Origin of the sequence: Cupriavidus sp. KK10, assembly GCF_018223725.1 — a bacterium.
In the GTDB taxonomy this organism is placed as follows: Bacteria; Pseudomonadota; Gammaproteobacteria; order Burkholderiales; family Burkholderiaceae; genus Cupriavidus; species Cupriavidus necator.
In genome coordinates this window covers 3,348,912-3,375,024 of record NZ_CP073677.1, presented here as the reverse complement: position 1 = coordinate 3,375,024, position 26,113 = coordinate 3,348,912, and the positions used below count along the sequence as shown (strand labels likewise).

Here is a 26,113-nt window from a genome sequence, read left to right as displayed (position 1 = left end):
GTAGTTCGTTTCAGGCGGCCAGGGCGTCGAGCACCATTTGCTGGAAGTGCTGCACGCCGTGCTCGCCGATGGCGGAGGTCTTGTCGTCGGTGACCAGCAGCGGGCCCTGCCCGTTGCGGTAGCCGCGCGACTTCAGGCCGCGCTGCACCGATTCGACGATGCTCAGGTCTTCGGGCTTGAGCACGTTCTTGTAGTACTCGATCAGCTGTTCCTGCTCGGCCGTGGGCGTGCTGTCGCGGAAGTAGAACTCGAAGTGCTGGATGGTGGTGTCGGCATCCACCGGGAACATGTAGAAGACGCCGTAGTTGCCGTCGCCCGGGAGCACGTTCAGCGTGACGTTGGGCCACAGCCAGTACGCGGCGAAGTCGGTGTTGGGGGCGTCGCTGTCATAGGTGAAGGCGTCGCTGCCCGAGCGGGTCTGGCCGACCTGGCTGGTGTAGAGTCCACGCACTTCGTGCTTGTAGGTCTCCATCCTGATCGACTCGACCAGCGCCGGGTGCGCGGTCTGGCAGTGCAGGCATTCCAGGTAGTTGTCGACCACCACCTTCCAGTTGGCCTTCATCTCGTAGCTGAGCTTGTGCGCCGGCACCAGCTTGTCGACATCCGGGCAGCGGGCGCGGATTTCGTCGTTCAGGCCGGCGGCCTGCTCGGCCAGCGGCTTCGCGTCCATGTCCAGGTTGACGAAGACCAGGCCGCAGAACTCTTCCACGCGCACCGGCGTCAGGCCCGCGTTGTCCTTGCAGAAGCCCGGCACGTTCTCGGCGTTGCGCACATGGATCAGCTTGCCGTCCAGGCCGAACGACCAGGCGTGGTAGGGGCAGGTGATCACGTTCTTGGCCTTGCCGGCGCCATCCGCAAACAGCTCATGGGCGCGGTGCGGGCAGACGTTGTAGAACGCGCGCAGCACGCCGTCGCGGCCGCACACGACGAACACGTTCTCGCCGGCCACTTTCACCGTGGCGTACTGGTTGTTCTCGGCCACCTGGCTCTTGTGCATCACGCACACCCAGCTGCGCGCGAAGATCGTCTTCTTCTCCTGCTCGAAGACTTCCTGCGAGGTGTAGTAGTCGGCCGGCAGCGTGTAGGCCAGCGGCGGGGTGGTGCCGCAGACGGGGGCGGTGGTGTCTTGCATGGGGTTGTCTCCTCGTTGGTCTCGGTGCTTTATCGATTTACTAACAGTAAATTAAATTACTATCGGTGATGTGGGATGAAGTCTAGTGAGGAGCGCGGGGGTGCTGCAATTCAAAAAACCGATGAAAATGATCTACTTGATGGTTAATGGCTATCAATTCGCGCGATTTTCGGTGATGGTGTAAGGTTCGAGTTACTCAATTCACCATCGGTTGAAAAAAAGTGGAGGGGATGCCCATGACGGAAGACACTTTTGCCACGCGCCTGAAGGGGGTGCTGGAAGGCAAAAGGATCATGCTCAAGCAGGTGGCAGAGGCGCTGTCGGTGTCGCCGTCGGCCGTGCACAAGTGGACCCGTGGCGGCGAGATCGAATACGAGCGGCTGCTCGCGCTGGCGCGCTTCCTGGGTGTCAACTGGCTGTGGCTGCGCTACGGCGAGCAGGCCATCGCCGACCTGGAGACCAGTATCGCCTCTGACCCGCACATCAAGGAACTGCGCCAGAAGCACCTGGCGGAGATCATGGAGAGCGAGGCGCGCATGAAGTTCGCGCAGGAGGTGTCTGGCATCGTCACGTGGGAATGGAACGTGCTGACCGATGGCCTGACCTACTCGTCCAACGACGTCACGCTGTTCGGCCGCCATATCCGCAACATGGACGACTTCTGGGCCTGCGTGCACCCGGCCGACGTTGCGCGCCTGCGCGAGGTGCTGGCGCGCACGCTGGGCGCGCAGGAGATGCACGAGTGGGAGTTCCGCGTCGTGCATGAGGACACCACGCGCTGGATCTCGTCGCGGGCCACGCTGGTGCGCGATTTCGACCAGCGCCCGGTCAAGATGATCGGCGTCAGCCTGGACATCACCGAGCGGCGACGCGCCGAGGCCGCGCTGCGCCAGAACGAGGCGCTGCTGGCCAAGGCGCAGGAGATTGCCCACCTGGGCGGCTGGTACTGGAATATCCAGACCGACGACTGCGCCTGGACCGACGAGGCCTACCGCATCTTCGGCTGGGCCCCGCAGGCGTTCAAGGTGACCATGGAGCGCTACCTGGCGTCGATCGTCGAGGAGGACCGCGCCCGCGTGCAGGCCGCCATCCGCGCGGCCATCGTCGACAAGGCGCCATACAGTGTCGACTACCGCATCCAGCTGCCCGACGGCAGCCATCGCGACATCCATGAGGAAGGCGAGGTCACGCTGGACGAGCACGGCAACGCCCTGACCATGGTCGGCGCCTCGCAGGATGTCACCGGGCCGGCAGCGCCGCCGGCAACCGGCGGCGGCAAGACCCCGCGCAAGCGTGCGGCGGACAAGCCACGCACAGCAGCCTGACAGCGCCAGGGGGCGGCATGCATTGCCGCCCCATTTTCTTTGGTGCGCCCAGCATGGGCGCACTCCCGTGGGTGCAAGTCCCACCGTAAGTTGATCACAGCGAACGAAGTGAAGCGCAACTGCGTGAGGGTAACCGAGCGTGGGGAGGAAGCGTGGAGCGAAGCTGCGAGCCGAGGGACACGAACCGGATAGAAGGCGGTGCCGACCAGGACGAGCGGGCCAATAACCGCGAAGTTCTCGTGATCAAGGGGCGGCGACGTAAATCCGGCGGTTGTGCAGTGAAGGAGTGCGGTCTTACTTGGGGACGCCCCGCCTTGCGCCTGAAAGGGCGACGGCGTCGAGCCGGAGCGGGGTCTCAGCAGAGGTCATAGTAGTCGGAGGTAGCGCCGGGAAGGCTCGAGTCCGCCGACGAAGGACCGAACGAGAGGGAGTGTTTGAAGCCGTGTCGATGCAACAGGCATTGCGTCAGAAGCCCGCGCGAGCGGGGCGAGCGAGGGGAACGGACGGTGAAGCCGGCCGGGAACGCGCCTGCGACGAAGCCTGCGGCCCGCGACGCGAACCGGAGAGCACAGGGTCGGCGCTGCTGACAGCGGCGCTGACGCGAGAGAACCTGAAGCAGGCGTTCAGGCGGGTCCGACGCAACAAAGGCGCCGCTGGCGTGGATGGTCTGGATATTGATCAGACCGCTCGCTATCTGGTGTCGGCGTGGCCGGAGATTCGCCAGCAACTGCTCAAGGGGACGTACCGGCCCAGTCCGGTACGGCGGGTAACGATTCCGAAGCCGGACGGAGGCGAGCGCGAGCTTGGTATCCCGACGGTGACGGATCGATTGATCCAGCAGGCGCTGCTGCAGGTGCTGCAGCCGATTCTGGACCCTACCTTTAGCGAGCATAGCTACGGCTTCCGGCCCGGCAGGCGTGCGCATGACGCGGTGCTAGCCGCCCAGTCGTACGTGCAATCGGGTCGGCGAGTCGTGGTGGACGTGGACTTGGAAAAGTTCTTTGACCGGGTCAACCACGACATCCTGATTGACCGTCTACAGAAGCGCATCGAGGATCCCGGAGTCATCCGTCTGATCCGGGCGTATCTGAACAGCGGGCTGATGGATGGCGGGGTGGTGCTGCAACGGAACGAGGGCACGCCGCAGGGCGGTCCCCTAACCCCGGCAACAACATAGCAAACTCGCGGGTAAGATGTGGCCTTCGCATATCAAGGGAGTGCCTGGCGCCATGGTCCAGAGAATGTCTTGCCATTGATGCGGTTCTCGTGCTTGAGGCCGTTGCTCCCACTGACTGGGAGTCGCATCGATGACACGGGGACGACGCAAGCACTGGCGAGTGCGTCTCGCTTTTGAGCCGAACCGATATTCCGGCGAACAATTGCAGAAGGCCTACGAACGGCTCAGTCCAGTGGACGCGCGCAGCACTGCGAGGCCATCGGATGCCGAGCCCGAAGTGGCGGCACAACGGGCTATGAAGCGAGGGAAGCGATGAACAACGCTGCCATGGTCGCGCTTTACGCGCGCGTGTCGTCTGAGCAACAAAGCAAACGCGGAACGATTGACAGCCAGATCGCAGCATTGAAGGAGCGGATTCAGGCGGACGGTGCGCAGATTGTGGAGGACCTGTGCTTCATTGATGCCGGGGTGAGCGGTGCAACGCTGGTTAGGCCGCAACTTGAGCGCCTGCGGGACGCCGCCGCACTTGGGACGATCGATCGGCTGTACATCCTGTCGCCAGACCGGCTGGCACGCAAGTACGCGCATCAGGCGCTGCTGATGGAAGAGTTGTCCGCGTGCGGCGTACAGGTGATGTTCCTCAACCACGCAATTGGCACGACGCCGGAAGAGTCACTGCTCTTGCAGATGCAGGGCATGATTGCGGAATACGAGCGGGCCAAGATCGCTGAGCGCAACCGCCGTGGCAAGCTTCACGGTGCCAAACGTGGCAACGTCAATGTGCTATCTGGGGCGCCTTACGGCTATCGCTATATCCGCAGGCAGCTCGACGGGACGCCGGCCCACTACGTCATCGAACTGCCCCAAGCCGCAACGGTAAAAGCGATGTTCCAATGGGTGGGTCTGGAGCGCCTGAGCATCGGAGAAGTGGTACGCCGGCTTGCCGAGGCCGGTACCGAGACGGCTTCGGGTAAGCCGTTCTGGGATCGTAGCGTGGTGTGGGGCATATTGCGCAATCCGGCTTACATGGGACGGGCCGCGTTCGGCAAAACGCAGGTGCGCGATCATCTGCATGTACGCGTACGTGCCCAACGCCACAGCGCTGATGTGCCCAGGAAACCGTATTCGACGATACGCGCGGATCCGCAGCAATGGATCGAAATTCCGGTGCCGGCCATCATCAGTGAAGCGCTGTTTCATACGGTCCAGGAGCAGCTTGCCGAGAACCGCAAGCGTGCACGTCAGAGACGGGATAATGCGCCGCTGCGCCTGCTGCAGGGGCTGACTGTATGCGGACAGTGCCGTTACGCCTATTACGCGAAAAAAGTTAGCAAAGCCGCAGCCAAAGGACATCAGCGGGATTACGCCTATTACCGCTGCGTAGGAACCGACGCCTATCGTTTCGGCGGCGAACGCATCTGTGACAATCTGCAGGTACGAACCGACAAGCTCGACGATCTTGTATGGCAGCAAGTTGTGGAGTTGCTCAGGCAACCAGATCGACTGAGGGGAGAATACGAACGTCGACTGGACGTGTTGGAGCGAAATGAAAAGAACGGCTTCGACACCACCAGCCTGGACAAGCAGCGGCTTCAGCTTGAAAAAGGCAAGTCACGACTGATTGACAGCTACGCGGACGGCATCATCGACAAGGCCGACTTCGAGCCGAAGATGCAGCAGTTGAAGAACCGGCTTGTGCAGATTGAACAGCAGATCCTGGAATCACGGCGCCACGGAGCAGTGCAAAGCGAGCTGTTTCTGGTCATCAACCGGCTTGAGGAATTTGCAACCGCGGTCACCGAGAGGCTGGATACGATTGACCTTGAAACGAAACGCAAGATCGTTCTGGGTCTAGTCAAACGTGTCGAGATCCACAAGGATGAAATCGTAGTTGTGTTCCGCGTCGATCCGCAGCCGCCGGCTTCAAGCAGCGAAAATTCGAACGACTCAGACGAGGGACTGGAAAATATGCAACATTGTAGGCGGCGTACTGTCGCCGTTGCTGGCCAATGTGCTGCTCGATGAGGTGGACAAGGAGTTGGAGCGCCGAGGCCATTGCTTCGTGCGCTACGCCGACGATGCGAACGTGTACGTGCGCAGTCAGCGGGCGGGCGAGCGGGTGATGGCGCTGTTGCGGCGGTTGTACGGCAACCTGCGTCTGAAGGTCAACGAGGCAAAGAGCGTGGTGGCAAGCGCGTTCGGCCGCAAATTCCTCGGCTACAGCTTCTGGGTGGCTGCAGGGCGTGTGGTCAAGCGCAAAGTGGCAATTAAGCCGCTGCTGACGTTCAAACAACGCATCCGCGAACTGACCCGCCGCTCCGGCGGGCGAAGTCTACAGGTAGTGGTGGATCGGCTGCGGCCCTACGTTCTAGGTTGGAAGGCCTACTTCCGGTTGGCCCAAACGCCCAAGGTCTGGCGTGAGCTAGACCAATGGATCCGTCACCGGATGCGGGCCATTCAGCTCAAGCACTGGAAACGTGGCGCGACTATCTACCGGGAGCTGCGGGCCCTAGGCGCGGCGCCCGCGATTGCCCATCGGGTGGCGGCGAACAGCCGTCGCTGGTGGCGCAACAGTGACGGCGCGCTGAATCGGGTGCTGGACATCGACTACTTCGACCGGCTGGGCCTCCCCCGCCTCGCCTAACCTCAACCTCTCGAACCGCCCGGTGCGGACCCGCATGCCGGGTGGTGTGGCAGGGGCGCAGCCACGATGGCTGCCCCCTATGCCGATTGGCGGGGCGCCCCGACAGCTGTAACGACTGTTTCATTGGGGTTCGGGGCCGTTGCGGCAAGGACTTTCGTGCCTGCGCCGCATCGTGGGTGTTTCATTTCCGCGCCTTAAGGAACAAATGTTGCATTGACTCGGATCATGCCCCTATACTGCAAACGCGTAGCCGGGGCCTACCCAGGTACTGGACGGGATATCGAGATGCAAGTGCAAAGGCAGCAGCAAAAGCGACGGTTCATGGCCACCCTGTTATGGCTGGGCGCCGCGGGCCTGGCTGGGCCGGCAGTGGCGGACAGCTATCCGTCGCGCCCGATCCGCCTGGTGGTGCCGTCCGCGGCGGGCGGCAGTCCCGACGTGCTGATGCGCGCACTGGGCGCCGAAGTCGGCAAGTCGCTGGGCCAGTCGTTTGTGATCGACAACAAGCCCGGCGCCTCGGGCGTGATCGGAATCTCAGAACTGGAACGCGCCGCGCCTGACGGCTACACGCTGGGCTACGCCAACAACGTGACGCTGTCGATCAACAAGAGCACCTTCCGCAAGCTGCCGTACCGGCCCGATGCCTTCATGCCGGTGGTGCTGCTGTTCAAGGTGCCGAACGTGATCGCGGTGAAGCCGGATATGCCGGTGAAGACCATTGCCGAGCTCGTGGCCTATGTGAAGGCCAATCCGGACAAGGTCACCTATGCCTCGCCGGGCCAGGGCACGTCCGGCCACCTGACCGGCCAGCTGCTCGCGGACAAGGCGGGGCTCGCCTGGACGCACGTCGGCTACAAGGGCAGCCCGCAGGCCGCCACCGATGTGATGCGCGGCCAGGTCAATGTGCTGATCGACAACATGCCGACCATCCTGCCGCTGATCAAGGCCGGCAAGCTCAAGCCGCTGGCGGTGACCAGCCTGGCGCGTTCGCCGCTGCTGCCGGCGCTGCCCACCATCGCGGAGTCCGGCGTGCCGGGTTTCGAAGGGGTGGCCTGGGGCGGCCTGGTGGCGCCGCAAGGCACGCCGGCCGACGTGGTGGGCAAGCTCAACGGCGCCTTCAACCGCGCGCTGGCGGATCCGGCCATCAAGGACAAGTTCGCCGCGCTCGGTGCCGAAACGGTCGGCGGCAGGCCGCAGGCGCTGGCCGGCTATGCCGCGCGTGAAACCGACAAGTGGGCGCCCGTGGTCAGGCAGGCCGGCATCACGCCGCAGTAACGCCCGCCGAAGAGACAAGGATTTGACGATGGCATCGCAACCCGCCGCGCCCCGGCGCGCCGACCTGATCTTCCGCAACGCCACGGTGGTGGACGGCACGGGCGCAGCCCGCCGCGTGGCCGATGTTGCCGTCGCGGGCGACCGTATCATCGCCGTGGGCGACTGCGGCGACATGGCCGCGGACCAGACCGTGGACGCAGCCGGCCGCGTGCTGGCACCGGGCTTTATCGATGCCCACACGCACGACGACGGCTACCTGCTGGTGCATCGGGACATGACCCCCAAGGTGTCGCAGGGCATCACCACCGTGGTGACCGGCAATTGCGGCATCAGCGTGGCGCCGCTGGTCAGCAGCGCGCCGCCGCAGCCGCTGGACCTGCTGGGGCCGCCCGCGCTGTTCCGCTTCGATACCTTCGCGCAGTGGCTCGACGCGCTGCGCGCGACGCCGGCCAATGTCAACGTGGTGCCGCTGCTCGGGAATTCGACGTTGCGCGTGCGCGCGATGCCGCAACTGGACCGGCCCGCCAATGAGGCGGAAGTCGCCGCGATGCGCGACGAGGTCAGGCTGGCGATGGAGGCGGGCGCCTTCGGTGTGTCGACCGGCACGTTCTATCCGCCCGCGGCAGCCGCCACCGAAGCCGAGATCATCGCCGTGTGCGAGCCGGTCCGCACCCACGGCGGCCTCTATTCCACGCACCTGCGCGACGAGACCGACGACATCGTGCCGTCGATCGAAGAAGCGCTGCGCATCGGCCGCGCGCTCGACTGCCCGGTGGTGTTCTCGCACCACAAGGTGGCGGGCAAGCGCAATCACGGCCGCTCGGTCGAAACCCTCGGGCTGCTGGCTGACGCCGCGCGCCTGCAGCCGCTGTGCCTGGACTGCCATCCCTATCCCGCGACCTCGACCATGTTGCGGCTGGACCGCGTGCGCCAGTCCACGCGCACCATGATCACCTGGTCCACCGGCTACCCGGCCGCGGGCGGCCGCGACTTCCACGAGCTGATGCAGGAGCTTGGCCTGGACGAGGACGCGCTGCTGGCAAAGCTGCGTCCCGCGGCGGCGTTCTACTTCATCATGGATGAGCGCGACGTCGAGCGGATCGCGCAGTTTCCGCTGACCATCTTCGGCTCCGACGGCCTGCCGTTCGACCCGCGCCCGCATCCGCGCCAGTGGGGCACCTTCCCGCGCATCCTGGCGCGCATGGTGCGCGAAGACCAGCTGATGACGCTGGAAACCGCGATCCACAAGATGTCCGGACTGGCCGCGCAGCAATACGGGCTGGCAGACCGCGGCCAGATCGTGCCGGGTGCGTTTGCCGACCTGGTGCTGTTCGATGCGGACCGCGTGCAGGACCGCGCCACCTTTGAAGACCCGCTGCAGCTGAGCACTGGCATCCACGGCGTCTGGGTCAATGGCGCCCGGGTCTGGGAACAGTCCGCGCAGGCGGACAGCGAGGGCAGCGCACTGCCCGCCTTCTCCGGCCGTGTGCTGCAGCGCCGCCCCACCGAAAACACTTCCGTCCGCCGCTGACGCGCGGCCAGGCACCACCAACACACCATCATGACCCACGTATTCCATCGCAATCCGCGCCAGAAGCTGCCCGTTGCCGTTGCCGGGCAGGGCATCGAACTGATCGACAGCGAAGGCCGGCGCTATCTGGACGCTTCCGGCGGCGCTGCCGTGTCGTGCCTGGGGCACGGCCATCCGCGCGTGATCGAGGCGATCAAGGCGCAACTCGACAACATCGCCTACGCGCATACCTCGTTCTTCACCACCGAGGTGTCGGAGACCCTGGCTGACACGCTCGTGCAAGCGGCGCCGGGCGACCTGGACCATGTCTACTTCGTCTCGGGCGGCTCCGAAGCGGTGGAGTCGGCGCTGAAGCTGGCGCGCCAGTATTTTGTCGAAGTGGGGCAGTCCAGCCGCCGCCACTTCGTCGCGCGCCGCCAGAGCTACCACGGCAACACCCTGGGCGCGCTGGCCATCGGCGGCAACGCCTGGCGGCGCGAGCCCTTCCTGCCGCTGCTGGTGCCGGCGCACCACGTGTCGCCGTGCTATGCCTACCGCGACCAGCAGGCCGGCGAGACCGACGCGCAGTACGCACAGCGCCTGGCCGACGAGCTGGAAGCCAAGATCCTGGAACTGGGCCCCGACACCGTGGCCGCCTTCGTCGCCGAAACCGTAGTGGGTGCCACCGCCGGCGCGGTGCCGCCGGTGGGTGACTACCTGAAGCGCATCCGCGCCGTGTGCGACAAGTACGGCGTGCTGCTGATCCTGGATGAAGTGATGTCAGGCATGGGCCGTACCGGCTACCTGTTCGCGTGCGAAGAGGATGGCGTGGTGCCCGATATCGTCACCATCGCCAAGGGCCTGGGTGCCGGCTACCAGCCGATCGGCGCGATGCTGTCGACGCGCCGGATCTACGACGCCATCGTCGGCGGCAGCGGCTTCTTCCAGCATGGCCACACCTATATTGGCCATGCCACGGCCTGCGCCGCGGCGCTGGCGGTGCAGCGAACCATCGCCGAAGACAACTTGCTGGCCAACGTGCTGGCGCGCGGCGAGCAACTGCGGGCACGGCTGCGCGAGGCGCTGGGCGATCATCCCAACCTGGGCGATATCCGTGGACGCGGCTTGATCGTCGGCGTGGAATTCGTGGCCGACCGCGATAGCAAGGCCACGCTTGATCCGGCGCTGAAGACGCATGCACGCCTGAAAGCCGCCGCCGTGCAGAACGGCCTGCTGGTCTATCCGATGGGGGGGACGGTCGACGGCGTGCATGGCGACCACGTGCTGTTCGCACCACCGTTTATTTGCACGCCGCAGGATATCGACAGGATTGTCGAGCGCTTTGCGGCGGCGGTGCAGGCGGTGCTGCCGGCTAGTGTGACGGCCTAAGTCACTGAAGACGTCAGCTTGCCGCTGGTTTTCTCCCCTCTCCCGCTTGCGGGAGAGGGGCAGGGCGTGAGGGTGGGCACTGGCATACCATCGGCTGTACTTCGTGGAGACTCCCGCCCTCACCCCAACCCTCTCCCGCAAGCGGGAGAGGGAGCACACAAGCGGTTAGCGGGCCATGGCGGCAGCGGCAGCGCTGCCCACATCAGCCGAACGCAGCAACCTGCCTGAATGCGCCATGCCCCGGCGCTTGTGCTGACACCGGTTCCGCATCCAGCTTGAACTCGCCCACCACGCGCTGCAGCTCGGTGGCCTGGCCCGCCAGTTCGTGCGACGCACTGGCCGCCTGCTCCACCAGCGCCGCATTCTGCTGCGTCACGGTATCCATCTGCGCCACCGCCTCGTTGACCTGCGCGATGCCGGCGCTTTGCTGTTCAGATGCCGCCGTAATCTCGCCTAGCAGCCCGGTCACGCTGGCCACTGCCTGAACGATCTCCTGCATGGTCTCTCCGGCCTGGCCCACCAGTGCCGAGCCGCTGTCCACCTGCTGCACCGAATCGTCGATCAGCTGCTTGATCTCCCGCGCCGCCGACGCACTGCGTTGCGCCAGCGTGCGCACCTCGCCCGCCACCACGGCAAAGCCACGGCCCTGCTCGCCCGCGCGCGCTGCTTCCACCGCGGCGTTCAGCGCCAGGATATTGGTCTGGAAGGCAATGCCTTCGATCACTTCGATGATGTCCGTGACCTTGCGCGAGCTGGCGCTGATCGCCGACATGGTCTGCACCACATTGCCCACCACTTCGCCACCGCGCGCGGCGATGCCCGATGCGGTTGCCGCCAGCCCGTTGGCGGCGCGGGCGCGTTCGGTGTTCTGCTGCACCATCGAGGTCAGCTCCCCCATGCTGGACGCCGTCTCTTCCAGCGCCGCCGCCTGCTCTTCCGTGCGCTGCGACAGGTCGGTATTGCCCGCGGCAATCTGGTGCGAAGCGGTGGTGATCGAATCAGTGGAAGCGCGGATGCGTGTCACCAGGTCGGTCAGCATGTCTTCCATCTCGCCCAGGCCGCCCAGCAGCCGGCCAAACTCGCCGCCGCGCTCGGTGTCGAACTCCTGGCTGAGGTCACCCGCCGCCACGGTTTCGGCGATGTAGACGGCCTCGGACAACGGCGCCTCGATGCTGCGCGCCAGAGCCCAGACCGCGCCCACCGCCAGGCATAGCCCACCCACGCCCAGCGCGATCAGCAGTTGCCGCGCATCGGCCGCATCCTGCATCCGCGGCAAGGCCACCGCGATCCCGATCGCCATCAGCGACCACATGGCGCCAAACGCCGCGCCCAGGCGTATGCGAATCCCCAGGTTCTGCATGTCTCTCTCCCGTTTCCACCTCAGAAGTGCAGGCACCGGCGTGCCGGCTGCCTGTCTTGCCAATGTCTTCGCTGGCCAACTCTTGTTTAACGGCCGGGACGGTGCGGTCTTTAGCGGTTTCCTGGGCAAGCCGGCCTATGCCGCCGCCGCGTAGTCCGTATACCCCCGCGCATCTCCGCCAAACAAGCTCTGGCTGTCAAAACCAGCCAGCGGCAGGCCGGCTGTAAAGCGTGCCGGCAGATCCGGGTTGGCGACAAAGGGGCGCCCGAACGCGACCAGGTCGGCCAGCCCCTGGCCCAGGATGCGTTCGGCGCGGGCCTGGTCATACTTGCCGGCCACGATCACGCGTCCCTTGTAGGCGGCGCGCAGCGCATGGCGGAAGTCTTCGGGGATGTGCGGCGCGTCGTCCCAGTCCGCTTCCGCCAGGTGGATATAGGCGACGCCGGCGGCGTCGAGCCGCTGCGCCAGCTGCAGGATGGTCGGAATGATCTCCGGGCAGTCCATGTTGCGCTGGGTGATGAAGGGCGCAAGGCGGATGCCGGTGCGGTCGGCGCCGGCTGCGCCGGCGACGGCGGCGACCACTTCCTCGGCAAAGCGGATGCGGTTGGCGATGGCGCCGCCGTAGCCGTCGTTGCGGTGGTTGGAGGTGGTGCGCAGGAACTGGTCGACCAGGTAGCCGTTGGCACCGTGGATTTCCACGCCGTCAAAGCCGGCGCGCATGGCGTTGGCGGCGCCGCGGCGGAAGTCTTCAATCACGGCGCGGATATCGGCCCCGGTCATGGCGCGCGGCACCGGGCAGTCGACCATGCGGCCGACGCCGTCTTCACCGACGACCCAGACCTGCGCGTCGGGCGACAGCGACGACGGCGCCACCGGCAGTCCGTCGGCATGGAAGCTGGCATGCGACATCCGGCCGACGTGCCACAGTTGCAGCACGATGCGTCCGCCGGCACGGTGCACCGCATCGCTGACGCCGCGCCAGCCCTGCACCTGCGCTTCGCTATGGATGCCGGGCGTGAAGCTGTAGCCCTGGCCCTGGGGCGAGACCTGGGTGGCCTCGGTGACGATCAGGCCGGCGCTGGCGCGCTGGGCGTAGTAGGACGCCATCAGCGCATTGGGCACGTTTCCGGGCTGGCTGGTGCGGGCGCGGGTCATCGGTGCCATCACCATGCGGTTGGGCAGCGAGAGCGGGCCGAGGAGCAGGGGGCTGAACAGCTTTGGGGCGGTCATGGTTGGGTTCCTCGTGGGTGCAGGGTGTCGATGCGTCATCGTCCCACTGGCCTTCTCTTTGAAAAACCCCGCATCATTTGCTGCGGCTATCAATTAAAATTTGAAGATCACAGCCATCCGGGAACAACCGATGAAGGCCCTGCAAGACCTGGATATCTTCGTGCGCACCGCCGACAGCGGCAGCCTGTCGGCCGCCGCGCGGGCGCTGGACCTGACCCCGGCCGCCGCCAGCGCTGCGCTCAAGCGGCTGGAGGCGGAACTGGGCGTCCAGCTGTTCGTGCGCTCCACCCGCACCATGCGCCTGACGCAGGCGGGTGAACTGCTGCTGGCACAAGGCCGGCCGGCGCTGGACGCGTTGCAGCAGGTCGGCCAGCAGCTGGCCACCGGCGTGCAAGCCTTCCGCGGGGCGCTGAAGCTGTCGGCAACCTCGGATTTCGGCCGCAACCTGCTGCTGCCGTGGCTCGATGCCTTCCAGGCCCGGCACCCACAGGTGGAGATCCGTCTGCATCTGACTGACCGCATCGCCAATATCTACAGCGATCCGGTGGACGCGGCGTTCCGCTATGGCGAGCCGCCGGACTCCAACCTGGTCGCCTTGCCGGTGGCGCCTGACAACCGCCGCGTGCTGTGCGCGTCGCCGCAATACCTGGCACAGCACGGCACCCCGGACACGCCGCAGGCGCTGTCGGAGCACAACTGCCTGTGCTACATGCTCGGCGACGAGGTGCATGACCGCTGGCGCTTCTGGCGCCATGGCACCGATGCCGTCACGGTGCGCGTGCGGGCCTTCAATGTTTCCAACGACGGCGACGCGGTGCACCGCTGGGCGCTGCTCGGCAAGGGGATCGCGTACAAAGCCTATTTCGATATGGCCGAGGACCTGGCCGAAGGGCGCTTGCAGGCGCTGTGCACGGACTGGGGCACCGAGGCGTCGCCGCTGTACATGGTGGTGCCGGGGCGGCGGCAGGTGACGCCGCTGCTGCGGGCGCTGCGGGATTTCGTGGCGGAGCGGACGGCGGAGCTGGCGGCGCTCGTTGCCCGATAAGGTGGGGGTGTGCGGCAGTGGCGGCATGCCTTGCTCTGGACGAACGATCCCGCCGTGGTATGTTCTGCCCGTCGCGCGGCCTTCGGGGCCGCAACCCGCCCACCGGACCGCATGAACCAACCCATCGACACCGCCGACGACGATTTCGTCGACAACTACACCCCGGCCCTGCTGGCCCAGGCCAGCCAGCTGATCTCGGGGGAATTCCACGTGATCGTGCAAGCCAATGGTTTCACCATCTCAGACTGGCGCGTCCTGTCCACGCTGTCCGGCGGCAAGCCAATCAGCATCGGGGAACTGGCGCAGGTCTCGGTGACCAAGCAGCCCACCGTGACGCGCCTGCTCGACCGCATGGAGGCGCAGGGCTACGTCAAGCGCATCCCACACGAGACCGACCGGCGCATCACGCTGGTGCGCATCACGCCGCGCGGGCAGAAGCTGACCTCCACCCTGATCGCACAGGCCCGGGCCCACGAGGACCATGTGCTGGCGCCACTCGGCAAGAAGAAGGCCGACGAGCTGCGCGCCACGCTGAAGCTGCTGATCCACCTGCACCGCCCTGCCAACTGAGGCCAGGGCCGCGCCTCAGGCCGGCCGGCGCATCTGGAATAGCATCGACTTGCTGACCTCGTAGTAGTCGGCCGGGCCGCCACCGCGCAGGATGGGGCGTGCGGCGGCGGTGTCATAGACCCCGTCCGGCAGGAAGGCCCGGTCGATATGCACGCCAACTACCTCGCCCAGCACCATCCAGGTATCGAGCATGGCGCCGTCGGCCTGGTTCAGCTGCATGACCTTGGTCGCGCGGCACTCGAACGATACCGGGCTCTCCTGCACGCGAGGCGCCGACACCAGGCGCGACGGCACCGGCGTCAGGCCCGCCAGGCCGAATTCGTCGACCTCGGGCGCGACGCCGGCGCTGGTCATGTTCATGCGCTCGGCCAGCGGGCGCGTCACCAGGTTCCAGACAAAGTCGCCAATGTCCTCGACGTTGCGCACGGTGTCCTTGTAGCCGACGCTGGAGAACGCCACCACTGGCGGCGTGTAGTTGAAGACGTTGAAGAATGCGTAGGGCGCCAGGTTGGCGCGCCCGGCCTTGTCCACCGTCGAAATCCAGCCAATCGGGCGTGGGCCGACAATGGCGGCCAGCGGATCGTGCCGCAGCCCGTGACCGCGCGTGGGCTCGTAGAAGTGAATGTCGTCCATGTGCATGTGCGAAGCGTCGTCCCCGCGGGAGCAGGGACGACGAAAGCGTGGAATGGCGCTCAGTACTTGCCGCTCAGCAGCTCACCGCAGCCGGCGACCTCGGCGCGCAGGTTCAGCTTGCGCAGCATCTGCCAGGTGGTGGCCACTGCCGCCGACACCGTCGGGATGCCCGACTCGTCCTGCACCTTCTGGATCGACGGCAGCGACTGCATCTGCACGCAGGCCGACAGCACGATGGCGTCGACGCCGGTGGTGTCGATGCGCTTGTAGATCTCCAGCAGGTTGGCCGGGTCCTGCGCGGCGACCTGCAGGTTGTCGGGGATCTCCAGCGCGGTGTAGTCCTTGACCTCGATGCCTTCGCTCTCGATGTAGTCGACCACCATCTTCGTCAGCGGCTTCATGTACGGGCACACCACCGAGACACGCTTCGCCCCCATGGCGTGCAGGCCGTCCACCAGAGCGCCGGCGCTGGTCACCACCGGCGCGGGGTTGCCGTTGTCGACGGTGCGCTGGGTCAGGCGTGCCTCGGAGCTGCGGTGATAGCCCTTGCCCATGCTCATGATGGCCACCAGGCAGGCGTAGCCCAGCACGTCGACGCGCGCGTCGGAGAGTTCGATGGCGCAGCGGTCGCTGTCGCGGTCCATGGCTTCCAGCTCTTCCTTCACCACCTTCTTCATGCGCATGCGGCTGGAGTGGAAGGTGAAGCGCTCGCCGAAGTCCTTCTCGCGCTCGCGCAACATGGCGGGGATTTCCGTCTCCATGGTGGTATTGGAGGACGGTACGATCTGCCCGATGCGCAGCGGCTTCTGGGGCGTCAACAGGAAAGACATTTACTTGCTCTCGGAAAGGTCGAATGCGTTGAGTTCCGCTTCCTCGGCGTCGAGGTCGAAGGCCTGGCTGGCGCCGTCCAGGAACTGGGCGGGCTGCAGCGGGCGGCGGTCGACGCGCAGGTCGAAGATGTCGAAGCGGTTGTAGTGGCCGGTGATGTCGTGCATCTGGCGCGGCTGGATGCAGCGCGACAGGTCGATGTCGGCGTAGACGATGCCTTCCGCGTCGATCAGCGGCTCGCCGATGACGCGGCCATCCGGGCCGAGGAAGCCGGAGAAGGCGCTGTTGCGGCGCGACAGCAGTTCGCGTGCCTTGGGATTCAGCGGGCTCATCGCTTCGATGATCTCTTCCGAAACCGTCGAGCACGACACCGCGGCGAACACCTTGCCCTCGAAGCAGTGGGCGGCGGCGCGCACCTTGATGGCCTCGGCCATGTCATAGTCGGCCGGTGCCACCGGCAGCGCGATATAGCTGGCCACGTGCATCAGCTCGCCCTGCGACAGCAGCGAAAAGCGCGCCAGCGTGTTGGTGTTCTCGCCGCAGGCCAGCGAGCCGAGCGGGCCGACGCTGGTCTGGTGCACGCGCAGCGCCGAGGCATCGCCGTTGGCCCAGGTCAGCTTCTCGGCCCAGGTGGGCACCAGCTTGCGGTGGCGGCCCAGGATGCGGCCTTCATCGCTGATGGTCACCAGCGTATTGAAGAGGGTGCCGACGCCGGTGCGGCTGCGTTCGTTCACGCCAACGATCACGTTGATGTGGTTGGCCTGCGCCGCCTGCGCGATCTTGCGGATCTCCGGGCCGGGGATCTCGATGGAAGCCTTGACCAGCTTCTCGAACCAGGGGCTGGCGTCGACCGGGTTGGTCAGCCAGCTCCAGTAGGGGTAGCCGGCCACGAACACTTCCGGAAAGGCGACCAGCTTCGCGCCGTTGTCGGCGGCTTCCCTGATCAGCCGGCAGACCTTGTCGACCGTGGCATCGGCATCGAGGAAGACGGGGGCGGCCTGTACGGCCGCGGCCTTGAACTTGGGCAGGTTGAGCATATATGTGCCTCGCTTGCAGCGGTCATCCCCGCTTGCGCGGGGATGACGGGGTTTAGACAGCCACCACCGGGTGGCGCAGTTCGCCGATACCTTCCACCGTGGCCACCACGGTGTCGCCCGGCCACAGCCACTCCTGCGGGGTGCGGCCCGCGCCCACGCCGTCCGGCGTGCCGGTGGCGATGATGTCGCCGGGTTCCAGCGCCATGCCCTTGCTGATGTCCGCGATCAGCGCCGGCACCTTGAACAGCATGTGGCGGGTGTTGGAGCTCTGCTTGGTCACGCCGTTGACGGTCAGCGACAGGTCCAGCGTGTGCGGGTCGGCGATCTCGTCGGCGGTGACGAGGACCGGGCCGAACGGGGCATAGGTGTCCTGGCCCTTGGAGTAGATCCACTGGCCGGCGCGGCGGCAGTCGCGTGCCGAGATGTCGATCATCACGCTGTAGCCGAACACGTAGTTGAGCGCGTCGGCTTCCTTCACGCCCTTGCCGCGCGTGCCGATGATGACGGCCAGCTCGACTTCCCAGTCCATCTGCTGCGTGATTTCCTTGTTGTGCTCGATGGCATCGCCCGGGCCGATCACGGTGGTGGGCGGCTTGGAGAAGATCACCGGCTCCTTGGGCAGCTCTTTCGAGGTGTCCAGGCTGCGGCTGGATTCAGCGACGTGCTCGACGTAGTTCAGGCCGATGCCCCAGATGTTCTTGCGCGGACGCGGGATCGGCGCCAGCAGCTTGACGTTGGAAGCCGGCACGGCCACGCCGAACGGGAGCTTGCCGCGATATTCGCTCAGCAGCGCGCTGGTCGAGCGGACTGCCTCGGGGCCCAGGTCGATGAACTCGAGCATGGTGGAGGGAATGTCCACGCCGACGGCGGCGCCGAAGCGGGCGAGGTCAACGACATTGCCGTCGACGATGGCGCCCAGGCGGGCGGCGGCAGCGACTTCAGCGCGATAGGTTACGAGACGCATGGTTTGATAACTCCGGAAAAGGCCGCAATCGGTGCGGCTGCATAACTTGGAAAACAGGTACTGCTGAGGTTTAAAGGACGACCTGATGCCCGCCGTTCTCCGCCAGCGCCTGCTCGCGATAAAGCCCGAGCGAATGCATCACCGGCAGGTCGTTGAAGCAGAACAGCACGGCGTCATCGCTGGCCGACGCATTCGCGTGCTCATGGAAGGCCCACGACGGCACGCAGAAGATGTCGCGCTCGGTCCAGTCGAAGCGCTGGCCGTTGATGACCGAGTAGCCACTGCCCTTGGCTACCTGGTAGATGAAGCTGCCGGTGTGGCGGTGCGCCTTGGTGGCTTCGCCCGGACGCAGCAGCTGCATGCTGGCGCCGATGGTCGGCATCACCGGGCCGCCGGTGACCGGATTGACGTAGTGCATCAGCACGCCGTCGAACGGGCTGCCGCCGGTGACCTTGCTGTGGCGCACCAGTGCTTCGTAGGTCGGCGCCCATTCGTACTTGTAGAGCGGCGAATACGGCTGGGTCCAGTTGCCTTCGTGCGGGCGCAGGCCCTTGCCGCCCCAGATCGCCGGCATGTCGTCGACCGGGTGAGTCACAGCTTGCTGCAGGTCAGGGTGCACAGCGTAGAAGCCGGCCTCCATGGCATTGACCAGCGGAATGTCCAGGCCGTCCTGCCAGATGCAGGTGGTGCCTTCGGCCGCCACGCCATGCTCATGCCAGGTGCCGTTGGGCGTGAGCACGAAGTCGTTGGCGTTCAGCGTCATCTTGTGGCCGTCGACGATGGTGTAGGCGCCGCTGCCTTCCATGATGAAGCGCAGCGCCGACGACGAGTGAGCGTGCGCTGAGGCGGCCTCGCCGGGATGCATCACCTGCAGGCCCGAATAGAGCCAGCCCACCGCCGCCGAAACGTCCTGGCGGCCCGGGTTGTTCAGGTAGATCACGCGGCGGCCGGCCTTCTCCGGTGTTACCAGGTCGACCGAGCGCAGCACGTGATTACGCAGGTCGCGGTAGCGCCACAGCACCGGCACCGATTCTGACTTCGGCTGCCACGGCTCGATCTTGTTGGCCACGGTCCAGAGCGCGCCGGTCTTGAGCGCATCGAGCTCCTTGTAGTAGGCGACCAGCTCGGGCGTGTCTTCCACGTCGGCGCGGCCGGCTACGTTCTCGCGGTAGGTGTCATACGAGGTATTCGACATCGTCTTCCTCTTTGGTCTGGTTTCTCCCTCTCCCGTGGACGAGAGAGGGGTGAGCCATCGTCAGGCCGCCGCGCGCTTGATGCTGCGCTCCAGCTGATCCTTGGCGAACAGGTACTGCTTGGGCCATTCCACGCGGCGGTAGCCCAGTTGCGCGCTCTCGCGCAGCAGCCAGGCCGGATCGGCCAGGTGCGGGCGCGACAGCGCGCACAGGTCGGCGCGGCCCGAGGCGATGATCCCGTTGACGTGGTCGGCTTCGGTGATCGCGCCCACGGCGATGGTCGGCACGCCTGCCTCGTTGCGCACGCGGTCGGCGAACGGGGTCTGGAACATGCGGCCGTAGACCGGCTTCTGCGCCGGCGTGACTTCGCCGGAAGAGCAGTCGATCATGTCGGCGCCGGCCTCCTTGAATAGGCGCGCCATGGCCACCGCGTCGTCGGCGCTGTTGCCGCCTTCGACCCAGTCGGTGGCGGAAATGCGCACCGACACCGGCTTGTCCTGCGGCCAGGCCGCGCGCACCGCGCGCAGCACTTCCAGCGGGAAGGCCATGCGGTTTTCCAGCGAGCCGCCGTATTCGTCGCTGCGCTGGTTGGTCACAGGCGAGAGGAAGTTCGACAGCAGGTAGCCGTGGCCGGCCTGCAGCTCCAGCCAGTCAAAGCCCGCGCCGGCGGCACGCCGGGTGGCGGAAACGAAGTCATCGCGCAGGCGGTCCATGTCTGCGCGGGTCATGGCGCGCGGCGTCTGCGAAACGCCCGGCAGGTACGGCAGCGCGGAGGCAGAGATCAGCGGCCAGTTGCCCTCGGCCAGCGGGTGGTCCATCTGCTCCCAGCCCAGCTGCGTCGAGCCACGGCGGCCGGCGTGGCCGATCTGCACGCCGATGCGCGCGCTGGTGTGCTCATGCACGAAGCCGACGATGCTGGCGAATGCCGCCGCCTGCTGGTCATTCCACAGGCCCGGGCAACCCTCAGTGATGCGGCCGTCCGGCGACACCGCCGTCATTTCCACCATCACCAGGCCGGCACCGCCCAGTGCGCGGCTGCCCAGGTGCACCATGTGGAAATTGCCCGGCACGCCGTCCTGGCAGGAATACATGGCGGTGGGCGACACCACCACGCGGTTCTTCAGTTCCACGCCGCGCACGGTGTACGGCGTCAGCATCGGCGGCACGGCGGTGGCATCCGTGCCGGCGCGTCCGGCCAGCCATGACTCGTAGCCTTCCAGCCAGGCCTTGTCACGCACGCGCAGGTTCTCGTGCGAAATGCGCTGCGAGCGGGTCAGCAGCGAGTACGCGAACTGCTCGGGCTCCAGGTCTTCATAGCGCCTGACGTTCTCGAACCATTCGGTCGAGTTGCGCGCGGCGTTCTGGATCTTGAGCACTTCCACCGAGCGCACGGCTTCGTAGTGCTTCAGTGCATCTTCCAGCGGGCCGTCGGTGTTGCGGAGGGTGCGCGCCAGCTCGATGGCATCTTCCAGCGCCAGCTTGGTGCCGGAGCCGATCGAGAAGTGCGCGGTGTGGGCGGCGTCGCCCATCAACACCACGGGCACCTTCTTCTCCAGGCCGCTGGCGTCGGTCAGGCTGTTCCAGTGCACCCACTTCTCGCAGATCACGCGCGGGAACTGGATCCAGATCGCGGAGCCGCGCAGGTGGCCGGCGTTGCTGATCAGCGGGTTGCCGTCCAGGTACGGGGCGAACAGCTTTTCGCAGTAGGCGATGCCCTCTTCCTGGCTCATCTGGTCGATGCCGGCGGCCTTCCAGGTTTCTTCCGGGGTCTCGACGATGAAGGTCGACGTGCCGTCCTCGAAACGGTAGGCATGTGCCTGGAACCAGCCATGCTCGGTCGGCACGAAGATGAAGTTGAAGGCGTCGAACACCTTCTTCGTGCCCAGCCAGACAAAGCGGCAGTTGCGCGTGTCGATATCGGGGCGGAAGGTGTCGGCATAGCGCTTGCGCACCACGCTGTTGAGGCCGTCGGAAGCCAGCATCAGGTCGGCGTTGTACTTGCGCGCGATGGCCTGGTCGTCCTCGACGTAGTTCTCGAATACCAGTTCCACACCGACTTCCTCGCAGCGCGCCTGCAAGATGTTCAGCAGCTTCTTGCGGCCGATGCCGATGAAGCCGTGGCCGCCGCTGCGCACCGCGCGGCCCTTGAAGTGGACTTCGACATCGTCCCAGCGGTTGAACGCATCGCCGATGGTCTCGGCCGAGACCGGGTCGGCCTCGCGCAGGTTGTCCATAGTGGCGTCGGAGAACACCACGCCCCAGCCGAAGGTGTCATAGGGACGGTTGCGCTCGACCACCACGACTTTATTGGCGGGATCCTGGAGTTTCATCAACAGGCCGAAATACAGGCCGGCGGGGCCACCGCCGATACATACTATGTTCATGGCTGCTTCCAATCAAGTTACTACCGGAGTCTTTGGCACCCGCGCTGCGGGTACGTCGGCATTCAGACGGTGATTTCGGGAAAAGACCGGTCTGCGGGGACAGGGCCGTGTTCGATGGCGGCTCGCAGGTCATCGGGTACCGGAATGGCCAGGTGCGTGTCCAGCGAAGTCATCACGATGGTCTGCGTGGCCGCCATGCGCAGCTCGCCGTCTGCGCCGGTGCAGCGCCAGGCCAGCGTGATCGACTTGCCCCCCAGGCGCACCACTTCCAGCTCCAGCCAGACCTGGTCGCCAAAGCGGCTGATCGCCTTGAAGTCCACCTCCAGGTGCACGGTCGGCATGCCCAGCCGGCGCGCGCCGATCACGCCGTGGTAGCCGTCCGGCAGCAGGGTGTCGACCCAGCGTTCGATGAGATCGTTGAACAGCACGAAGTACTGCGGGTAGAAGACGATGCCGGCCGGGTCGCATTCCGAGAAATGGATCTTGTGCTGGCGCCGGAAGGTATGCGTAGTGCTCATGGTCTGCGGTTCCTGGGTTTGCGAGTGATCACGCCAGCGCGTGGCGAGCGAGGGCTTCCTTCAGCTTCTTGCCGTGCTCGTCGGCCAGCGCGGCTTCGCGCAACTCGCGCAGCGTGGCCGGGGCCAGACGGGCACCGGCGCGCACCACGGCGTTCATCAGGGTCTGGTAGTTGGTCAGGCCGCGCACATGGGTGTCGCTGTAACCCTTCACCAGCCGCTGGCACTGCACCACTTCCAGCGCCAGCGCAGGGTTGAGGCGCGCGGCGGCCAGCACCTGGGCCAGCCAGCCTTCGATACGCTCGGTTTCCAGCGCATAGCGCAGCGTGCTGCGACGGATGCCGCGCAGGCGCGAGACCGCCCACAGCATCAGGTAGCCCCGCAGCGAACTGGTCGTGACCACGCGGCCCGAGGTGGTGAAGCGGCGCACCAGTCGGTGCACGAAATGCGGCTGCATCAGCCAGCGGCCGAGCCCGGCCGGCAGCGTCTCGCAGATTTCTTCCAGGCGCGGGTGCATGAACTCGTTGATCGCCAGCAACTGCTTGTCGCCGGCGCGCACCTCGCCCCGCACGCGCGCGAAGCGCGAGTCGCGGGTCTTGAGGTCGGCCACGCGAATGGTGTCTTCGTACGACATCCACAGCGCCAGGTGGCGCGCGGTTTCGCGCAGCAGCGCGATGTCGTCGTTGCCGACGGCCTGGCGCACTGCAGCCAGCCGATCCAGGTACAGGCCGGCGTAGGCCACGTCCTGGTAGTCGATCATGCGGCGCACGCCTTCGACCACGACGGGCCAGTTCTCGGCCGGTTGTTCAGTGCGCGCGCGCTGCAGCAACTGGGCAACCCCGGGATCCTGCGGCTTGAGTTCGCCCAGCGGCTTTGCGGCTTCCGCGGGGGGCGTCTCAGCGGCCTCGGCTGTGGCGAACGCCGCGCCAAAAGCGCGCAGGCTGGGCTTCACGCCCACGCCGCCGCGCTCGATGGTGGCTTCGAACTGCGCGCGGCTGAACGGCAGCACGCCGGTGCCCGCCAGCGCGCCGAACAGCACGGCGCTGATGACGCTGCCGCTGGCTTCGGCGGCCTGCGCCATGTCGAAGCGTACAAAGCGTTTGGCGGCCTTGCCGGCATGGGCGATCAGCTCATTGCTGTCGACGCGGCCATCGCCCATCGCGGATTTCTCTGCGATGGAGTACACGCGGTGGGTGGAAGACACCAGCGTTGTGCGATCCGGCGTCACCAGCCCGCGCTGCACGGCGCGGCCGGCTTCCATCAGCTCGGAGGCGAGTACCACATCGACATCGCCAGGGGTGGGCATCAGCGCCAGCACCGGCTGGCGGCCAGCCTGCTCGGCCAGGTCGCGCGGGAACAGTTCGACGTAGTAGATGGTGGCGCCGGTGCGCTGCGCCACGCCGGGCACCGACGTGGTTTGCGCGATATAGCCGTTGTGCTCGCCCAGATCCACGATCCAGTCGGCCAGCACGCCGCCGCCTTCGCCGCCCATGGCGAGGATGGCGACCTTGATTGGCTTGGCACTGAGGTTGTTGGGTGCGTTCACGATTGAACCTCTCCAGGCTTGGTGTTCAGAATGCAAGGCGGGTGCGGCGCGCGGCATCGCGGCGCTGCAGGAAGCCGATCACGCCGTCGCGCAGGCGCTGGCGCAGCTTGTCGATGCGGGTCGGGTTGGTGACGATCTGCGCACGGTAAAAGGACGGGCACAGCACCGCCGCGTGCGAGACCTCGCCGCACAGGCCACAGCCCACGCAGCTGTCCAGCACGGAGGCGACCGGATCGGTGCGCAGCGGGTCCGGGTTGGGCTTGATCGTCAGCGAAGGGCAGCCGGACAGGCGGATGCACGAGTGATCGCCGGTGCAGGTGTCCGAATCCACGCCAAAGCGCTCGCGCACCACGCGCTGGCCGTCGGCGATCGCCTTGCGCGTCTTCGGCTTCTCGCGGCGCTGCTTGTTCAGCATGCATTCGCTCTGCGCGATCAGCACCTTGGGGCCCTTGGCGCCGGTGGTCAGCGCTTCCTTGAGGGTGGCCTTCATCGCCTTCAGGTCATAGGTGCGGCGGATGGTGCGCACCCACTTGACGCCCACGCCCTTGACCGCGTCCTCGATGGCGTGGCCGGTGCTGCGGGTGTCGTTCAGCGCGGTCGAGGACAGAATGTCCTGCCCGCCGGTGGCCGAGGTGTAGCTGTTGTCGACCACGATGGTCAGGTTGTCGCTCTTGTTGAAGACTGCGTTGGCGATGCCGCTGGTCAGGCCGTTGTGCCAGAAGCCGCCATCGCCCATCACGGAGATGGCGCGCTTGCCGCCGGGCGCGTTCAGCGCCGCGGCGCTGGCGCTGCCCAGGCCGTAGCCCATGGTGGTGTTGCCCAGGTTGAACGGCGGCAGGATCGAGAACAGGTGGCAGCCGATGTCGGCGCTCACGTGGTGCTCGCCGATCTCGCGCTCGACCAGCTTCATCGCGGTGAAGATCGGGCGCTCCGGGCAGCCGGTGCAGAAGCCGGGCGGGCGCGCATGCACGCTCTCGTCGACCCGCTTCTGCGGTTCCAGCACTTCGGCAGCCACGGCATCGACGGTGGCGGCCGGCGCCTGCACCAGCGGGATCACTTTGCGTGCAGGCTTGGGTTCCGGCAGCGGCTCGATCTTGCCGTACTGCTCGAGGAAAGCGCGCAGGCCCTTGTGCACGGTCGCGGTGTTGTACTCGCCGGCCAGCGGCAGCAGGTCCTTGCCATGCAGTGTGGCAGTGGTGCCGGCCATGCGCAGGATGTTGGCGGCGTTCTGCTCGATAAAGTTGGGCTGGCCTTCTTCCAGCACCAGCACCGCGCGCTTGCCCGCGCAGAAGCGTTCCCACTCCGAATCGATCAGCGGGTAGGCCACGTTCATCACGTACAGCGGGATCTTCGACTCGCCGAACACATCGGCCAGGCCGAGCTGCTCCAGTGCGCGGATCAGCGTGTTGTAGCTGCCGCCCTGCACGGCGATGCCGATGTCGTCCATCTCGCCCTGGAAGAATTCATTGAGCTGGCGTTCCTCGATGAACTTCACGGCGGCGGGCCAGCGCTGCTTGATCTTCTCGTGCTCGTGCACAAAGCTCGCCGGGGGCAGCACGATGCGGCTGAGGTCGCGCGTAGGGTTCTCGAGCGCGTCCTGGATGGAGAACTTCGAGCGGCGGTTGTCGGAGGCCACGAACTGGCCATGTACGTGGCATGAGCGCACACGCAGCTGCAGCATCACCGGAGTATTGGACGCCTCGGACAAGTCAAAACCGTCCTTCACCGCCTGCACGATGCACGGCAGGTTGGGGCGCGGATCGAGCAGCCACATCTGCGACTTCATCGCAAACGCGTGGCTGCGCTCCTGCATGATCGAGGAGCCTTCGCCGTAGTCTTCGCCGACGATGATCAGCGCGCCGCCGGTGACCCCGCCCGAAGCCAGGTTGGCCAGCGCGTCCGATGCCACGTTGGTGCCCACGGTGGCCTTGAACGTGACCGCGCCGCGCAGCGGGTAGTTGACCGAGGCCGCCAGCGATGCAGCCGCGGTGGCTTCGCTCGCGCTGTTCTCGAAGCGGATGCCATGCTCGGCAAGGATGTCCTGCGCATCGGCCAGCACGTCCATCAGGTGCGAGATCGGCGAGCCCTGGTAGCCGGCGACGTAGGCGACGCCGGACTCCAGCAGCGCCTTCGTGACCGCGAGGATGCCCTCGCCGCTGAATACCTCGCCGGAACCCAGGCGCAATTTCTTGACTTCTTCGGCAAACGAACGCTCAGCCATGGCTTTTCTTCCTGACGCTCACGTTGGGGTGAGACGAATATAGTTTAAGCAGAAATATTTCCATAATCATATATATGCACGGAGCTCGAGGTCACGGGGACGGCTTCCGTGGAAGCCGAAGTCCCTCCTCAGGCC

The 26,113-nt window shown here is 66.1% G+C and carries 19 protein-coding genes and 2 pseudogenes; 9 read left to right on the top strand and 12 right to left on the bottom strand.

The features are described from left to right. Positions 1-10: 10 nt before the first annotated feature. Positions 11-1,132: an SRPBCC family protein gene (locus KB879_RS15860; protein WP_211979389.1), complete on the bottom strand. Its 1,122-nt coding sequence runs from the start codon at positions 1,130-1,132 to the stop codon at positions 11-13. Between the two features lie 236 nt (positions 1,133-1,368). Between KB879_RS15860 and KB879_RS15855 the strand changes: the two genes are divergently transcribed. The 7 genes and pseudogenes from KB879_RS15855 to KB879_RS15825 all read left to right on the top strand — a co-directional run bounded on the left by KB879_RS15855 (position 1,369) and on the right by KB879_RS15825 (position 10,452). Then, positions 1,369-2,457: a helix-turn-helix transcriptional regulator gene (locus KB879_RS15855; RefSeq protein ID WP_013953718.1), complete on the top strand. Its 1,089-nt coding sequence runs from the start codon at positions 1,369-1,371 to the stop codon at positions 2,455-2,457. A gap of 442 nt (positions 2,458-2,899) precedes the next feature. Next, positions 2,900-3,622: pseudogene (locus tag KB879_RS15850) on the top strand (reverse transcriptase domain-containing protein); the annotation flags it as partial. 324 nt (positions 3,623-3,946) lie between these two features. Further along, on the top strand, positions 3,947-5,659 hold the full coding sequence (locus tag KB879_RS15845; protein WP_211979388.1) for a recombinase family protein: 1,713 nt from the start codon (positions 3,947-3,949) through the stop codon (positions 5,657-5,659). Next, a pseudogene (locus KB879_RS15840) lies at positions 5,616-6,278 on the top strand (group II intron maturase-specific domain-containing protein); the annotation flags it as partial. The gene KB879_RS15845 and the pseudogene KB879_RS15840, both read left to right, overlap by 44 nt. A gap of 321 nt (positions 6,279-6,599) precedes the next feature. Beyond that, positions 6,600-7,553 carry a tripartite tricarboxylate transporter substrate binding protein gene (locus KB879_RS15835; protein ID WP_249221135.1) on the top strand — a complete coding sequence of 318 codons (954 nt, stop codon included), beginning with the start codon at positions 6,600-6,602 and terminating at the stop codon, positions 7,551-7,553. A 28-nt stretch (positions 7,554-7,581) separates the two neighbouring features. Continuing rightward, a complete protein-coding gene (locus tag KB879_RS15830; protein WP_211979386.1) occupies positions 7,582-9,084 on the top strand; it encodes an amidohydrolase family protein in 1,503 nt (500 codons plus the stop codon). Positions 9,085-9,114: 30 nt separating this feature from the next. Continuing rightward, the gene (locus KB879_RS15825) at positions 9,115-10,452 is read left to right on the top strand and encodes an aspartate aminotransferase family protein (protein ID WP_013953715.1); all 1,338 of its coding nucleotides are present in this window, start codon (positions 9,115-9,117) and stop codon (positions 10,450-10,452) included. Between the two features lie 202 nt (positions 10,453-10,654). On the opposite strand, the gene KB879_RS15820 is transcribed toward KB879_RS15825, so the two are convergent. Together KB879_RS15820 and KB879_RS15815 are read right to left on the bottom strand one after the other, a co-directional pair. After that, positions 10,655-11,812, bottom strand: coding sequence for a methyl-accepting chemotaxis protein (locus tag KB879_RS15820; protein ID WP_013953714.1), 1,158 nt, complete (start codon positions 11,810-11,812; stop codon positions 10,655-10,657). 135 nt (positions 11,813-11,947) lie between these two features. Continuing rightward, positions 11,948-13,042, bottom strand: coding sequence for an alkene reductase (locus KB879_RS15815; RefSeq protein ID WP_153953321.1), 1,095 nt, complete (start codon positions 13,040-13,042; stop codon positions 11,948-11,950). A gap of 130 nt (positions 13,043-13,172) precedes the next feature. Here KB879_RS15815 and KB879_RS15810 point away from each other — a divergent pair, with 130 nt between their 5' ends. Continuing rightward, positions 13,173-14,087, top strand: a complete 915-nt coding sequence (locus KB879_RS15810) for a LysR family transcriptional regulator (RefSeq protein WP_013953712.1) — start codon at positions 13,173-13,175, stop codon at positions 14,085-14,087. Between the two features lie 111 nt (positions 14,088-14,198). Further along, positions 14,199-14,657, top strand: coding sequence for a MarR family winged helix-turn-helix transcriptional regulator (locus KB879_RS15805; RefSeq protein WP_041228710.1), 459 nt, complete (start codon positions 14,199-14,201; stop codon positions 14,655-14,657). A 15-nt stretch (positions 14,658-14,672) separates the two neighbouring features. Here the strand turns inward: KB879_RS15805 and KB879_RS15800 are convergent, their stop codons facing one another. The 9 genes from KB879_RS15800 to KB879_RS15760 form a co-directional block, all read right to left on the bottom strand. After that, on the bottom strand, positions 14,673-15,296 hold the full coding sequence (locus tag KB879_RS15800) for a flavin reductase family protein (RefSeq protein WP_013953710.1): 624 nt from the start codon (positions 15,294-15,296) through the stop codon (positions 14,673-14,675). 53 nt (positions 15,297-15,349) lie between these two features. Next, positions 15,350-16,108, bottom strand: a complete 759-nt coding sequence (locus tag KB879_RS15795; protein ID WP_371827416.1) for an Asp/Glu racemase — start codon at positions 16,106-16,108, stop codon at positions 15,350-15,352. A gap of 12 nt (positions 16,109-16,120) precedes the next feature. Then, positions 16,121-17,155, bottom strand: coding sequence for a carbon-nitrogen hydrolase family protein (locus KB879_RS15790; protein ID WP_013953708.1), 1,035 nt, complete (start codon positions 17,153-17,155; stop codon positions 16,121-16,123). 52 nt (positions 17,156-17,207) lie between these two features. Beyond that, positions 17,208-18,119 carry a fumarylacetoacetate hydrolase family protein gene (locus KB879_RS15785; RefSeq protein ID WP_211979385.1) on the bottom strand — a complete coding sequence of 304 codons (912 nt, stop codon included), beginning with the start codon at positions 18,117-18,119 and terminating at the stop codon, positions 17,208-17,210. A 70-nt stretch (positions 18,120-18,189) separates the two neighbouring features. Beyond that, positions 18,190-19,314, bottom strand: coding sequence for a cupin domain-containing protein (locus KB879_RS15780; RefSeq protein ID WP_153953325.1), 1,125 nt, complete (start codon positions 19,312-19,314; stop codon positions 18,190-18,192). A gap of 60 nt (positions 19,315-19,374) precedes the next feature. After that, the gene (locus KB879_RS15775) at positions 19,375-21,696 is read right to left on the bottom strand and encodes a bifunctional salicylyl-CoA 5-hydroxylase/oxidoreductase (RefSeq protein ID WP_211979384.1); all 2,322 of its coding nucleotides are present in this window, start codon (positions 21,694-21,696) and stop codon (positions 19,375-19,377) included. 62 nt (positions 21,697-21,758) lie between these two features. Further along, positions 21,759-22,214 carry a thioesterase family protein gene (locus KB879_RS15770; RefSeq protein ID WP_013953704.1) on the bottom strand — a complete coding sequence of 152 codons (456 nt, stop codon included), beginning with the start codon at positions 22,212-22,214 and terminating at the stop codon, positions 21,759-21,761. 28 nt (positions 22,215-22,242) lie between these two features. Then, positions 22,243-23,703, bottom strand: coding sequence for an indolepyruvate oxidoreductase subunit beta family protein (locus KB879_RS15765; RefSeq protein ID WP_228772323.1), 1,461 nt, complete (start codon positions 23,701-23,703; stop codon positions 22,243-22,245). A gap of 79 nt (positions 23,704-23,782) precedes the next feature. Beyond that, a complete protein-coding gene (locus tag KB879_RS15760; protein ID WP_153953328.1) occupies positions 23,783-25,978 on the bottom strand; it encodes an indolepyruvate ferredoxin oxidoreductase subunit alpha in 2,196 nt (731 codons plus the stop codon). Positions 25,979-26,113 lie beyond the last annotated feature (135 nt).

Bases quoted from the DNA above. Each gene is read 5' to 3' on its own strand.
- KB879_RS15860 (WP_211979389.1), bottom strand. From the start codon at position 1,132: ATGCAAGACACCACCGCCCCCGTCTGCGGCACCACCCCGCCGCTGGCC.
- KB879_RS15855 (WP_013953718.1), top strand. From the start codon at position 1,369: ATGACGGAAGACACTTTTGCCACGCGCCTGAAGGGGGTGCTGGAAGGC.
- KB879_RS15845 (WP_211979388.1), top strand. From the start codon at position 3,947: ATGAACAACGCTGCCATGGTCGCGCTTTACGCGCGCGTGTCGTCTGAG.
- KB879_RS15835 (WP_249221135.1), top strand. From the start codon at position 6,600: ATGGCCACCCTGTTATGGCTGGGCGCCGCGGGCCTGGCTGGGCCGGCA.
- KB879_RS15830 (WP_211979386.1), top strand. From the start codon at position 7,582: ATGGCATCGCAACCCGCCGCGCCCCGGCGCGCCGACCTGATCTTCCGC.
- KB879_RS15825 (WP_013953715.1), top strand. From the start codon at position 9,115: ATGACCCACGTATTCCATCGCAATCCGCGCCAGAAGCTGCCCGTTGCC.
- KB879_RS15820 (WP_013953714.1), bottom strand. From the start codon at position 11,812: ATGCAGAACCTGGGGATTCGCATACGCCTGGGCGCGGCGTTTGGCGCC.
- KB879_RS15815 (WP_153953321.1), bottom strand. From the start codon at position 13,042: ATGACCGCCCCAAAGCTGTTCAGCCCCCTGCTCCTCGGCCCGCTCTCG.
- KB879_RS15810 (WP_013953712.1), top strand. From the start codon at position 13,173: ATGAAGGCCCTGCAAGACCTGGATATCTTCGTGCGCACCGCCGACAGC.
- KB879_RS15805 (WP_041228710.1), top strand. From the start codon at position 14,199: ATGAACCAACCCATCGACACCGCCGACGACGATTTCGTCGACAACTAC.
- KB879_RS15800 (WP_013953710.1), bottom strand. From the start codon at position 15,296: ATGCACATGGACGACATTCACTTCTACGAGCCCACGCGCGGTCACGGG.
- KB879_RS15790 (WP_013953708.1), bottom strand. From the start codon at position 17,155: ATGCTCAACCTGCCCAAGTTCAAGGCCGCGGCCGTACAGGCCGCCCCC.
- KB879_RS15785 (WP_211979385.1), bottom strand. From the start codon at position 18,119: ATGCGTCTCGTAACCTATCGCGCTGAAGTCGCTGCCGCCGCCCGCCTG.
- KB879_RS15780 (WP_153953325.1), bottom strand. From the start codon at position 19,314: ATGTCGAATACCTCGTATGACACCTACCGCGAGAACGTAGCCGGCCGC.
- KB879_RS15775 (WP_211979384.1), bottom strand. From the start codon at position 21,696: ATGAACATAGTATGTATCGGCGGTGGCCCCGCCGGCCTGTATTTCGGC.
- KB879_RS15770 (WP_013953704.1), bottom strand. From the start codon at position 22,214: ATGAGCACTACGCATACCTTCCGGCGCCAGCACAAGATCCATTTCTCG.
- KB879_RS15765 (WP_228772323.1), bottom strand. From the start codon at position 23,703: ATGGGCGGCGAAGGCGGCGGCGTGCTGGCCGACTGGATCGTGGATCTG.
- KB879_RS15760 (WP_153953328.1), bottom strand. From the start codon at position 25,978: ATGGCTGAGCGTTCGTTTGCCGAAGAAGTCAAGAAATTGCGCCTGGGT.